The organism is Vibrio sp. 1F263, from assembly GCF_041439035.1.
GTDB classification, from domain to species: Bacteria; Pseudomonadota; Gammaproteobacteria; order Enterobacterales; family Vibrionaceae; genus Vibrio; species Vibrio tasmaniensis_A.
Genome location: NZ_JBGONI010000002.1, coordinates 51,163 through 64,177, shown reverse-complemented (window position 1 = coordinate 64,177; position 13,015 = coordinate 51,163). Strand labels below are relative to the sequence as shown.

Below are 13,015 nucleotides of genomic sequence, written 5' to 3'. Positions count from 1 at the left end.
TTCTCCTAACAAGTCGCACTTTCTATTTGATGGAATAGCTTTTCTTTTCTTACGGGCTTCGCTACGTATCCATCCATGCCTGAATCAAAGCACTTTTGAATGTCATCATCGATAACACTGGCGGTTAGCGCGATGATAGGAGTTTTGCTTAAGCCTAGGTTTTTCTCATGCTCCCGAATCTCCTTAGTTGCTGTGAAACCGTCCATAACGGGCATCATGCAATCCATTAGTATAATGTCGAAACTACTGTCGTTTTGGTACATATCAACGGCAATTTGACCATTCTCTGCAATTTCAAAAGCGTAACCAGCCCTTGTTAGCATGACCGAAGCGACTTTTTGGTTAACTCGATTGTCTTCGACGAGCAGTATTCTTTCAGATTTGCTCGGAACCGGGTTTTGTTCTCTTTCCTCTGGCACAGTCCGTTTAGCTGCAGCATTAAGAATCGGCGTTACGGTCGCGGGTTTTTTCGTAGATTTAGTTTTGTAGGCAACAGGAAGTGGCATTGCTTCAACGGCGGCAAGTACTTTTTCTTTTAACATTTCAAATTTGAATGGCTTTGGCACATAGTCATCCATGCCCACGTCGAAACACCTTTGAATATCGTCATCAATAACACTGGCGGTCAGGGCAATGATAGGGATACGACGCGTGGCATTGGTCTCTTTTTCAACGCGGCGAATATTACTTGTCGCTTCAAAGCCATCCATAACCGGCATCATGCAGTCCATGAGTATTGCTGCGTAGTGAGGGTTCGATCTGAACATGTCCACGGCTTCCTGGCCATTATTCGCAAACTCGAATTCAAAACCACTTTTACCAACATGAAGCCCGGAAATTTTTTGGTTGACCTTGTTGTCTTCGACGATCAGAATTTTGTGTTGTATCTCTAAAGAAGGTTGGCTCGCCTCTGAAAGCTCAACCCGACCCTGTGTATCACAGAGCTCAACCGCTTTAATCAAACGTAAACCGAGTAGGGGCTGTGATACTTGAGCCGTAACACAATTGCCGATGTCAGCCGGCTCGCTCAAAAATGATCGAATCAAGCAGATAGTGATGCCGTTTTGGTGGAGCTTATCTAAGTCACTGGTATAGTCACTGGCTTGGAATGTGTCATCTTCAGCAAAGACAACTGTGATTGGGTTAGCGTGCTTTTGAATCGTGAGTTGTTGTGTAAGCTCAACTGTATCTCTCGTTCGTTGGGTTATTTCTAAACCATAGAGGTTAAGGTCCCATTCTATTCGTTTAGAGAGCATGTTCGCGTTACCTAAAACATAAATGTCGGCGGTTGCTGTGCTTGGTTTTGGCAACATTAAATCAATGGGTAATTCTAGATCGAAGTAGAAACAACTACCTTCACCTTTGACGGAGTCGAGTTGGATCTGACCACCCATAAGTTCAACAAGCTGAGTACTGATCGCAAGGCCAAGGCCAGTACCACCGAATTGTCTGGTCGTTGAATCATCTTCTTGAGCGAACGGTTCGAATATCTGTTTCTGTTGCTGTTTATCGATACCAATCCCCGTGTCTCGCACAGAAAACCTTAGGGTGACATTGTTTTCTGCTTTGTTTAGCGTTTGGATTGACAGGGTAACGCCACCTTCTGCTGTGAACTTCACCGCGTTCGACATAAAGTTCATCAAGATCTGTCTTAATCGGTGATCATCGATCATCACGCGTGCAGGTGTGTCTGGGCTGATATCAACGTTCACTGATATTTTTTGCTCTTTAGCTTTTGGCGCGACAATAGATGCGATGTCGTAAATGGATTCTCTAATCGATGCCGAATGCGGGCTGATTAATAGCATGCCAGATTCAATCTTAGAGAAGTCTAAGATGTCGTTGATCAGGCTTAGCAGTAGTTGGGATGATGTCTCGATCGTATCTACATAATCACGTTGTGTTGGTGTAAGTGGTGTGTCTGACAGGATCTCTGAAATTCCGATAACGCCATTCAGTGGGGTTCGAATTTCATGAGACATATTGGCCAAGAAGCTACTTTTCGCTTTGCTAGCTTGTATCGCGTGGTCTTTGGCTTCTTCGGCGTCTTCTTTAGCTCGCTCTGCGTCTTCTTTAGCTATCGTTAACTTCTCTTTTGCATGTTCTCGTTCGATGGTCAGTCGCTCTACTTGCTGAGCAAATAGGCTGAGTTCGTCTTTGCCTTGAATCAGTTTGTCCAAAGAAGGGCGGGTATCATCGTTTTCACTTTTTAAGAACCTAAGAACTAGCCCAAGATTGTTGGTAACTTGTTTCGCTAAACTGAGGGTTAATCCCATAACAGTTGCTGCAAGCAACGTGACGATGGAAATAAATAGCGTTCTTTCTGTTTGAGCATCTGAGATCGCTTGAGCTACTTCGGCCTGGAACTCTTGTTTGATTACGTCACCTAAATTCTGCAACAGGCTTAGGCGAGCACTCATCGCATTGAGTCCGGTAGTGATCTCTTGTGGAGTCAATGCGCTTATTGTGGATGAACTATGAAGTGCGTGACGTATCTCTTGGCTTTTCATAAAAGCCTCATCTTTAAACACTTCAATCATGAGTGAAACTTGATGTGTATTGGCATTCAAGGATACAAATCTTTCTAAGAACAAAACTTGCCTAGCATTGAGGCTTTCAACCAACTCGGCTAGTTCAGAATCATACTCTTGATGATTTTGGTAAATATCGAAGAGTGAAGCGCTGAGCTTAAATTCTTCATTTGACCAAAACATCAACCACTCTAGTTGATGCAAGGCGGTGAGGTGCTGTTGAATCTCACGCTTGGTGATATCAAAAGGGACTTTCTCAATGGCTAGCAACAATTGTTGGTACAAATCACTTTGCCATTCAATCGCATCCAGCTTATCGAAACTATCTGTCGTTTTCATAGTCGACAAGGTTGCCTCACTGAAGTCGGCCAGCAGTTGGTTCACTTCTTCGGAACTGTTTAGAAATATGCTAGGTGAAAGTGCTTTGAGCTCGGCATTTACCTTAGCACTTCGATTAACGAACTCTTCAGTGTTTGGTGCCAAAGTACTTCGATACAAGACAGAGATATCTTCAAGGTAAATTGCTAACTGATTGGTTCGCTCAAAATCGTTTAACTGCGTCGTCAGAAAGTAAGCTTGTCTACCGGCTAAGAAAAGGAGCAATGAGATCGGTAGTAGAACTAAGCCAAAGAGTTTATGTTTAACTGAAAGGTTATTCCAGACCGTAAGTGTCGACATATTAAGGATCCATCCAACTGGTTTTATATAAAAACAGTAGAATAAAAATGCCGATATGGAAACTTTGAAACTGTAAATTTAATGGAAGTGTGGGAGGGGTATAAGTTCTTGTGATTCCACAGCTTATTTTGAAATAGCTTCTCTTGCTAGCAATTTATAGCGTTTGGCGGTCGGTTTGATTTTGATGCTTATTGATGAGTATCTTAAAAAGCGAGTTAATTAGGGTGATTTTTATCGAGACTTAGTTCAAATAGAAGTTGCTCTAACACCGTTTTTGCAGAAGGTTCTAGCGCCCAAACACCGAGCATTCTGTTCAGTGCAGCGCGGTACACTCTGTTTTTGAGTAGGAAAGCGAGCGTACGCGTATCGTTGCTCAGAGCATTTGATTGTACGACGGTTAACTCAGCTTTGTTCTCGATATCGATTTTCTGAAGATTGAAAGCGGGTAGAAAGGCACACTCATACCAAACTTCTATGATCTCTCGAAGTTCGATTTCCTCTTCAGGCACATCGCAGCCCTGAAGTTGATGGTTTTCAGGAATTGCGGATAAGTAAGCGACATCAAGCTTGTCTGCAACGAATGTGTACATTTGCTTCCTTTGTATCGGTGATTTTAGAGCGAATCATCTCTCTCACTTATGTTTTTGTCAATTACATCCATTTATCTAACGAGTAATTTGTGAATAAGCATCGTCGTGTTTAACTCAAGCTGTTTAAGTATTTGTCTGTTAAGCCAAAATATTTCAAGTTGCCATCAGGTTCTAGAACCAAACTCATATTGGAAGTAGCGATCAAACCGGGATCATTGGTCGAAAAAATGACGGTTTTATTCAGCAACTTATCGCTGAACAGGCGGTTAAAATACTGGGCGTTTTCATTTTCAGCCCCGTTGAACGGTTCATCAATGATTATCAGAGATTGCTCACAGTTGCCTAAACCAAGTGCCAAACGCAGCTTTTGTTGAATGCCATTCGGAAGACCTTTGCACTTATCTACACTCAATTGAGTCGCCAAGCCTTCTGGCAGCCATTCGTCTAGCTCGAAGAAGCTGACCATCTCCTGCATTTTCTCTGTCGGAATCAATCCATTGTGTAAAATGAAATTGGTCTCCAAAGAACCTTCGAAAATGTGCAAATTGAAAGGGATGTAGTTAATCGACGTGCGATAGCGATAACTGTTGAATTGCTTAATGTTATAGCCATCGACAGACACCGCGCCCTGATAACGATCTTCTAAACCAGCCATGATTGAAATGAGCGTGGTTTTTCCGCAGCCCGTAGGGCCACAAATGACGACTTTTGCACTGGGAGGTATCTTGAAACCAAGGTTGGTTAACCCTGTTGCTGCCCCTGTGTAACGGTGGCTGACACCACTGCCCACAATATTTCCTTGGAACAGCCGAATAGGCGGGCTTTTTTCTAGCGTTAACTTGTCGTCATTCATCGACATCAAGTTGTTGATCTGTGCCGACGAAGCCTTGATGGATTGAAACTTAGAAATTGAGTTATAGATGCCCATTATCGGGCCTAGTGCTTTCCAAACGAGAATAACGGTTGCGAGCATCGCGCCCGCATCAGAAGTGCCTTCCATGACTCCGATTACTGCGGTCACGATACTTGCAGTACCAATCACCTGAATCAAACTACCGCCAGCAGCCTGAATTTTACTGTTGGTTACAGCTACACTCTCCGCATCACTAGTGCTTTGCATATGGGAGGCACTAAAACGAGATTGAACCACGCGCAGTAAAGGCAAACCTTGAATGGTCTTGATACCACGAAGGATTTCATTCCATTGATAAGAGACCATGGCGTTAGCGCGAGAGCTTTTAGATGTAGCTTGTGAGTAGATGTAACGAGAGTAAACACAGAACACCAACATTAATATTAAGCCACCCATCACCACAAGTGCAGCCGTGCCAGACATCAGAGCAATCGCAATGATGAATACAATAACAAACGGCATATCAAAATAGCTAAGCGTTGATTCTGCAGTCACTAAGCGTCGGAACGTGTCGATATCTTTCAAGCGAGCTAACTGAGAAGAGACCCCAGCAGTGGATGTCATCGCATAAGGTAGCCACAGCAGCTTAGATATAACGGCTTGCGAGATGTGCACGGCGAGGTCTTTACCGGACGTGGCAATGATATTTACCCGCATCTTTTTAAAGAAATACTCCGAGAAGCCAACAATAATGGCGAATAAGGTTAACCAATACAGTGTCGCCTCAGAACTCGAAGTCAGTGCGAAGTTATAGACACTCATGATGAAGAATGGCTGCAATGCACCGAGAATACTGATGACGAAGCTCAGAATGATCAGGCTTTTAAGTTCATTGTTGTAACGATAGAAAGCGTATTTTATCCAATTGCTTCTGTCTTGCGATTCCGGAGGTGGTTCGCGGAACAGACGAGAGTACTCGCTAATAGAAATCAGCAAGCAGGGCTTTTTACACATTGGGTATTCAATGGTGTTGTTGTTCGTGTAATCAAACAGCAGCAACTTCCCATCTTTTGTCCCTAAGAAGATGGCACTGAGGTTTTCTATCTCAATAAAGCACGGGTGAGGATATTTATCGATATTCTCGAGTGTCTTTAGTTTGGTCACATCACAGCGGTATCCAAGGCGCTCTATGGTTGCTGTAAAGCTATCGCCGTCTTTGGGTTTTGGAATAAAAGCATCGCTGAGTATAGCGGGCGTGCCTTCCCATTCGAGCGCTATCAAGGTGTAGGCCAAACCACGAATAAGTGGCGATTGACTGTAACGTTCGTCGTATCCACTAGATTCAAAATCCAAAACACGTTGCGGCACATTATTGAAGTCTACTAGGATACTCATTGGTCACCTCCGGTAAGTTTTACGCGTTTGAGGCGGTGGTTAAGTTTATCCATCTTATTGCTGGCGATGATTAAGATTTTGTCATTGGCACGATAGGCGGTACTGGTCAGCACGACGCGCGCAAATTCCTCATCAAAGACACAATCTATATCGTCGAATATTAATACACGTTTACTGGCGAGCAGGGCTCTGACTAATAACAGAGCATATCCCACTTGGCGAGAGAATGGATTGCGCATATGCCCTTTGAGTTCCGTATAAAAACCAGCAGGAAGTCCGTCAATTTGCGCCTTGATGTTCATGGTTTCACATAAGGCGAAAGCCGTATTGTTCAGGCTTGGACGGAAACAGGTTAGGTTATCAATAATGGTCCCTTCCACGAATGAACTTGTTTTATCGACCATCAGCACGCTGTTACGCCAAACGTTGTAGTTTACGTCACTCAGAGGCGTGTCATTAATCATGATGTCCAGTTTGTTATCATTGTTCTGACGTGTAATACAGTTAGCAAGGTGGGTCTTACCGGAGCCGCTTTTCCCGGTAAGCAAATAGGTTTGTCCGAGTTCGAATTCGATACGCTGCTTTTCAGAATATTTAACAGAAATACGTTCTACTTCGGTTGTCTCATGTTGGTGTTCAACAGAGGCGGCCAATTCAAGGAGGTCAGCGATACGTTGGATATGGAGTTTGTTTAACTCCCAGCGGCTTGCGGTTCTCATTACCTGTTGATATGGCGCAAAGTAACGGTTGGTCAGCATGATGATCGCGGCCATGATGCCTTGGCTTGACTCCATATTGATCACGGCTGTTGCCAATACCACAACAACACAAGCAATCGAGAGTTGTTGGATGAGCGCTAAGATCAAGCCAAAATTCGATTCAATCTGTTCGTATTTGATGTTTTCAACTTCGCGCTCTTCAACCATTTGGGTCATTAGGCTTTCAACGCGGTATTCCATGTTTCGAGCCTTGATATCCAGTGGGCTCGAGATGATCTCAATTATCTTGGATGTGGTTAAGCCCTCTATATCGGACTTGTTCTGTAAGCTGCCAATCTTTTGCTTAGAAAGGCTCCAAGCGAAAATAGCTAAAATGAGCGAGGCAATCAGAAGTGTCACGCCAGCCCATATGTTGATAAGGCCGATGATGAGGATGGTAATCACACTGACAGCTAGGTTGATCAGCGCTCGAACTGATTCGCCACCAAAGAAGGTTTTAAGCTCTGGAATGGTTGAGATTCGTTCTAGGTACTCGCCCGGTTCTAAACGACGGAATTTGGAGATCTCAGCCAAACAGATGGACTGGAACACCTTGTTGGTTAAGTTGGTCTCAAACTGCCTCATGATGACGGAAGATATCTTCTCTTCCTGACTTTTCAGATGGTAGTCGAGGAAGATAGAAATCAGGATAATCGCGAACAATAAGAACAGAGTATCTTGTGCTTGGTTGGGTAATACTCGGTCGAAAATGATCAGAATGGAGAAGGGCAGTACCAAGCCAAATAGAGTGGAAATTATCGTAGAGAAAGTCAGATAACACTTATCTGCCATATTGATCTTTTGAGAAAACTGCTCAGTTTGCATTACGACCTCCTGTTTTCAACGATTCAGTTGAGAGAAGGTGTTTAGGCACTAATTCTTGATTGTTTCGCCCTTCGATATCGCTCATCAATTGCATGATGCTTTCGATAGATTGAATTGAAAGCACGCCCTTAACTTGCTCAAGCTTGATGGTTTCGATGATGTAGTCGTATCGTGCACTTTCATAGTCTCTTAAGGCGCTGAACAGTTTACTTTCAGCGGCCAATAAATCGGTGATGGTACGTGTGCCTAATTGGTAGGCCCTTTGGATTCCTTTGTAAGAGGCGTAGTTGGCGCGAATGATGTTCTCGTAACTGCTTATAGATTGCGAGAAATCATTTATGTTGAGCACAGAGGTGTTTACGCTGTTCCGTATTGTGTAAAGCGAATCTTGATAAAGCAGTTCGGTACGTTCAATCGCTGTCGATGATTTTTGATATCCGTAATAATCAGAACCACCAGACAAGATAGGCAAGGCTAGATTCAAGCCAACACTGGTAGAGTTGCTTTCGCCTGTCGCAGTGATGTCGGTTTTATCGTAGTTATTGGCGTCATCGTGACGATAGCTGGCTGAAAGCGACACGGTAGGTAAGAAGTTCGTACCGCTCTCTTTTAAGCTTCTCCGGCTTCTCTCGACGTTTTTCTTCGCCACTAACAAGTCGTTATTAAGCTTTAACGCCTGATCCATGATTGAGCGTTGTTCGCTTTTGTTTATCTCTTTTAAAGGCACGCTTTCGTATATGTCTTGCGACGGAGTGATAGGGTATTGAATCTGAATTGAGAGCCCGTTGAGAATGACGCGACGATCTTTTTGTAAGGTTCTCAACCGATTCGACACACCTTCTTTTTGAGCGATAACTTCGTACAGTTCACTGGCGGCTGTGTTGCCTAACTCTACGTTTCGTCGCATTTGATGTTCACGCGTCTCAGATGATTTAAGCTCAACCTTGGTCGCTTTTATCTGCGCGTTGTTTTTCAAATACTCAAAGTATTGAGAACCGATTTCCGAAATGGTGCTCTGGATTTTGTTCTCGTGTTTAATTTCTTCAATATTGAAGTCGAGTTTTGCCGTGCCATATTTGAAAATATCACCAAGATTGAATATCGACTGAGAAAGGGAAAGGCTATAGCTGTTTGAGTTATAGCTGGAGGTTTCATCGGGCACGCTCGATAACAAGGTTTCATTCTCATTCCATGTAGTATCAGCTGCACCATTGAGTGAAGGAAGAAACTTAGATCGGCTGATCCCAATGTTGTATTCGTTCTCTTCCACGCCTTTATCACTGGCGCGAAGGGATAGGCTGTTTTGCAGGCCGAGTTCGACCGCCTCAAGCAGGGTCGTCGCCGATGCTGAAGGTATCGTGCTGAATGCAAGCGCAGCCATAATGCTGCTAGTTAAGTTTCTGTACCGCCACATACTTGTTGATCACCTTAATGATTTGGTCGCTTTTGTAAGGTTTGCTGATCACGTAATCCATTCCGGCTTCAATACAAGCCTGGTGTTCGTTACTGCTGGTCAATGCGGTTGCCCCTATGATGGTGCAAGGGTTTTTCTCGTTTTCTTGTTCAAACTGGCGAATGCGTTTGGTCGCTTCAATGCCGCCCATACCTGGCATGATGCAGTCCATGAAAATGATGTCAGAACGTTTATTCATGAAGTGCTCAACTGCGTCGGCACCATCGCCAACCGTATCTGGTTCATACTCTTGTTTGGTGAGTATTCGTTTAAGTAAGATTTGTTGAACTCGGTCATCCTCTACGATAAGGAATGAGCAGTTCTCCATCTGCTCTTCTGATGCTTCTGCTTCCATAATGGTGAGTAAGTTCGGAATAAACTCATAAGGAATCGCAGGGGAGTTGATGATCTTATCGACGAAGCTGTGACACTCTTGTGCATGCTGAGTATTGGTTACTGAAAGCAACAGCTTGGTATTTGGGTGACTCTTAAGTTGAGATTTCACCGTTTTACTGAGTGATGGTAACTTGTTGGGTTCAAAAGTATCGGTCAACATGATGGCATCGTACTCACCAAAGGTCTTCGCCGCTGAAAACAACTCATTTGCAGTGCGGATTTCAGTGATATCAAGCCCCAAGTTATTGAGCATTTTCTTCATTACATCGATACGAACTTGTGTATTGGCGCATAGCAGTAAACGCTTGCCGTCGAAGCGAGTTTTCTCTGTATGGAAATTCTTCGCCTTGAGATCAAGCTCGATCTGAAAACGCTCCTGTGTACCCGATTGGAACCAGTGACTTTCGTAATACCCGTAATCTTTTAATACGCTTTTCGCTAAGTCGTCTGTGTTAGCAGTATGGTGTTTATGATCGCTCCAATGGAGCTTATTGAGTTTGGCAACAGAGACATCTAACGTTGAAAGGAAGTTAAGGTTGATGGTGACACGTGTATTTTCCATATCCGAAGCGGCGCCAGATTCTATTGTCACGAACAACTTCTTGTTTGATTTAAGTTGGATGGCGTTAGAAAGCTGCAGAAACAAGATCCAGAACAAGCTGGTGGATTGGCCTTCAACACGATTCGGCAAATTATCAGAGATAAAGCAGTCGAGTTGACCTTCGTTCCTCTGAACTTTGGCGCTAATATGAATCATCAATTCAGACAACACGCTCAGTAGCGAGAATTCCTTCGACTTACTTTCCGTACCCTGTGAAATCAATCGGTTATAGTTTTCTGCTAACTCAGATAAGGTACTACACGCAGAGGTAATATCCTTCGCCATCAATACGCCGTTTTCATCGGTTTCTTGAACCAGATATTGGACACCGCCGTTGATGGTGTTGGTGATACCGCGAATCTCATACCCGATCAGTGCATACAGCTGTTTGTAGAGATCGTTATTGCGTTTTTGGTCTTCCAATTTACTGAAAATCAGTTTGAGGTGAGAGTAGATCTGGCGTTGTTTCGGATTGATCCTCACTTCATTCAGAAGCTCTTCGAGTCTTTGTAAGTCGAGTTGTTTCAGCTCTTGATAGAGAGCATCGAACTCATAGTCGATTTCTCGTTCATTAGAGCTGGATTTCTTCAGCTTCAACATAGCAACTGAGTTTGATAGGACCGTGATTACTGCCAGTATCACGACCACCATAAACAACCAGATAAAGAACTCATTTTTCTCTGACATCAAGTCGCTCGCATGGTTGTTGAACATGGTGCGGTAGTTGTCGTCCATCTGTAGGTAGTTGTTGGTCAGTGACAGGTATAAGTCGAGTACGTCGTTGCGTGTTTTAGTGCTGTCGGAAAAGCGATTGATAGCTAATTCAAGTTGGGTGTATTCAGTCGCGCCAACCAAGCTGAACTCAGTTTTGTTCAAAGAGGCTAGCGATCTAAATTCATCTATTTCACGCTTCAAGTTAACTAGATTGAATTCGTTAGTACCACAAGTGTCGGTACTTAAGCACTGCTGTAGAGTTTGAATATCTTGTTCGATGGTCTGATTAAGCTTCTGAGCTTGTATGAGCAGTGGGGCACTTTGCACTTGAGCAACCGAATCTACTTTTGACCAAGAAAAGTATAAATAGAAAGCGAGCGCCGCTAGTACTACGCTGAACAATATGCTCAGACGTAGAGCTGGTACGGAAATGTTATAAGAAGGTTTTCCGCTCATTGATTACCTCTCATCGAATGCATCTTCGATGGCTGACATCACAGGTTTTGCAGCGTATTCGATCACGCGACGCGAGCCTGTTTTTACGTCGGCGGTAAATTCCATATAAGGTGATAATTTGTATTGAGTGCCTCCTCGTTCAAGAAAGTTTCGATCAATCTCAATCTCTGCCAAATAGAATTCGGCATCTTCTTCTTCGTATGATGAACGGCTAATTGAGGCGATGGTTCCCTCAACAAATCCATATTTTGCGAAGTTATAAGTATCCATTTTTACTTTTACCGCCTGGCCAATTTCAACAAACCCCATGTCTTTACGCGGAATTTTCGCTTCACCGTGTAGGGAGTTATTGATTGGAGCAATATCAGCGATACTCTCGCCGGGTGGTATTACCGCAGAACGGAAGTTGAAGTGTAATTTGTCGACCACACCATCCACTGGTGAGTAGACTATGAGTCGGTCTACCTTATCGGAGTGCTGTGGTTGTAAGATCCGTTTTAGTTTGAGGTCTTTATTGGCCTGGATGATTTGTGCTTGGTACTCAGAGTTTCGGTTCTCAACCAAGTCTCGATGTTGTTTCTCGAGTTTGTCGAGCTGGAAACGTTCATTCATGACGGACTCATCAAGGTTTTCAATCTCACGAACCATATTGGATTCTTGTACTTTCATATTTAGAACGTCGACATATGATGCCATCTCTTCTTTATAAAGCGTGTTTTTGATGTTGAGTTGTTTGCGAATGAGTGAGAGTTGGTTCTCTGAGCTTTTGCGACGCTTTAGCATTGATCCAATTAGAGAGTTTTTGTGTTTAATATCGTGAGTGATCAGCTCTTCGTTAGAGCGGTTCTTCGAGAACTCTTGCTGCCACGTATTCATGTTGACTTGAACTTGTTCTGGGTACTTTTCGATGTAAGAAGCAAAGTTTGGTTCGACCATGTCACGCAAGCTTTCATAACGGATTTTATCGAGTTCCAGCTGAATGATTTCGGTGTTCACTGTATCGAGTTGGGTGTTACGGTCGAGTGAGCGGATTCGAGCAATAGGTTGGCCTTCATACACAACTTCCCCTTTTCTCACTAACAGCTCTTCTAAAATACCGCCTTCTAGATGTTGAACTTTCTCAACATCAGACTCTAGTAACAGCTCGCCACGCACAGAAACGACAATGTCGATGCGTGCTTGTGACGCTACGGCGATAGCCACCAAAGCAAGTAGAAAAATGATGAGTAACGTCTTGTGAACGCTAGTCATCGCACTTGCAAGCACGATGGTGTCATCTGCTGTGACCTTGGAAGCCTCGTTGTTAGAAACAAGCGCTTTTCTTAGGTGATGCTCTATTTGGTTATTGCTCATGACCTACCTCGATGACTCGTCATCTACAACTTCCTTAATATCCAACAAGTGATGGATTTGTCTATTGACGTTTTGTAGTTCAGTTTTTACATCCTCTAAAAGCGCTTCCGGCGCAGGGAATTCGTGTTTACTCAAATGTTCCAACTTGGCCATTTTGGGCGGCAGGTCTTGGTCGCATAACAAAGTTAAGATGGTTTTCAATTTTTTAGAGTAGTTGTTGAGTTCATCAAAACGATTACCTTTATGAAGCATCTCTATGTTCATCGGTGCGTCCGAAAAGTCCTTATAAAAGTCGCCTAGCAGCAATTGCAGCCCTTTGTGGTTGTTGTCGATTGAACGCAATAAATTCGTCATGTCTATCATCATTCCACTGCCTTAATTGCTTTAATCACAATAACTAAGGATCTTTAAA

The 13,015-nt window shown here is 43.5% G+C and carries 8 protein-coding genes; all 8 read right to left on the bottom strand.

Translation table 11 applies throughout. From position 1 onward, the window contains the following. Positions 1–5: 5 nt before the first annotated feature. The 8 genes from ACED25_RS01575 to ACED25_RS01540 all read right to left on the bottom strand — a co-directional run bounded on the left by ACED25_RS01575 (position 6) and on the right by ACED25_RS01540 (position 12,969). Positions 6–3,209 carry a response regulator gene (locus ACED25_RS01575; protein ID WP_371694484.1) on the bottom strand — a complete coding sequence of 1,068 codons (3,204 nt, stop codon included), beginning with the start codon at positions 3,207–3,209 and terminating at the stop codon, positions 6–8. A gap of 215 nt (positions 3,210–3,424) precedes the next feature. Further along, complete coding sequence (locus ACED25_RS01570; RefSeq protein WP_371694483.1) at positions 3,425–3,799, bottom strand: hypothetical protein; 375 nt, start codon at positions 3,797–3,799, stop codon at positions 3,425–3,427. 109 nt (positions 3,800–3,908) lie between these two features. Further along, positions 3,909–6,047: an ATP-binding cassette domain-containing protein gene (locus tag ACED25_RS01565; protein ID WP_371694482.1), complete on the bottom strand. Its 2,139-nt coding sequence runs from the start codon at positions 6,045–6,047 to the stop codon at positions 3,909–3,911. Further along, a complete protein-coding gene (locus ACED25_RS01560; protein WP_371694481.1) occupies positions 6,044–7,630 on the bottom strand; it encodes an ABC transporter transmembrane domain-containing protein in 1,587 nt (528 codons plus the stop codon). The genes ACED25_RS01565 and ACED25_RS01560 overlap by 4 nt, the downstream gene beginning before the upstream one ends. Continuing rightward, positions 7,620–9,044 carry a TolC family protein gene (locus tag ACED25_RS01555; RefSeq protein WP_371694480.1) on the bottom strand — a complete coding sequence of 475 codons (1,425 nt, stop codon included), beginning with the start codon at positions 9,042–9,044 and terminating at the stop codon, positions 7,620–7,622. The genes ACED25_RS01560 and ACED25_RS01555 overlap by 11 nt, the downstream gene beginning before the upstream one ends. After that, complete coding sequence (locus tag ACED25_RS01550) at positions 9,019–11,250, bottom strand: response regulator (RefSeq protein ID WP_371694479.1); 2,232 nt, start codon at positions 11,248–11,250, stop codon at positions 9,019–9,021. Before ACED25_RS01550 ends, ACED25_RS01555 begins: the two co-directional genes overlap by 26 nt. Positions 11,251–11,253: 3 nt before the next feature. Then, entirely contained in the window at positions 11,254–12,603 is a 1,350-nt protein-coding gene (locus tag ACED25_RS01545; protein ID WP_009844977.1) for an HlyD family type I secretion periplasmic adaptor subunit, read from the bottom strand. Positions 12,604–12,606: 3 nt separating this feature from the next. Next, a complete protein-coding gene (locus ACED25_RS01540; RefSeq protein ID WP_017102613.1) occupies positions 12,607–12,969 on the bottom strand; it encodes a hypothetical protein in 363 nt (120 codons plus the stop codon). Between the last annotated feature and the right edge of the window lie 46 nt (positions 12,970–13,015).

Coding starts and splice junctions, on each gene's coding strand:
- ACED25_RS01575 (WP_371694484.1), bottom strand. CDS start 3,209: ATGTCGACACTTACGGTCTGGAATAACCTTTCAGTTAAACATAAACTC.
- ACED25_RS01570 (WP_371694483.1), bottom strand. CDS start 3,799: ATGTACACATTCGTTGCAGACAAGCTTGATGTCGCTTACTTATCCGCA.
- ACED25_RS01565 (WP_371694482.1), bottom strand. CDS start 6,047: ATGAGTATCCTAGTAGACTTCAATAATGTGCCGCAACGTGTTTTGGAT.
- ACED25_RS01560 (WP_371694481.1), bottom strand. CDS start 7,630: ATGCAAACTGAGCAGTTTTCTCAAAAGATCAATATGGCAGATAAGTGT.
- ACED25_RS01555 (WP_371694480.1), bottom strand. CDS start 9,044: ATGTGGCGGTACAGAAACTTAACTAGCAGCATTATGGCTGCGCTTGCA.
- ACED25_RS01550 (WP_371694479.1), bottom strand. CDS start 11,250: ATGAGCGGAAAACCTTCTTATAACATTTCCGTACCAGCTCTACGTCTG.
- ACED25_RS01545 (WP_009844977.1), bottom strand. CDS start 12,603: ATGAGCAATAACCAAATAGAGCATCACCTAAGAAAAGCGCTTGTTTCT.
- ACED25_RS01540 (WP_017102613.1), bottom strand. CDS start 12,969: ATGATGATAGACATGACGAATTTATTGCGTTCAATCGACAACAACCAC.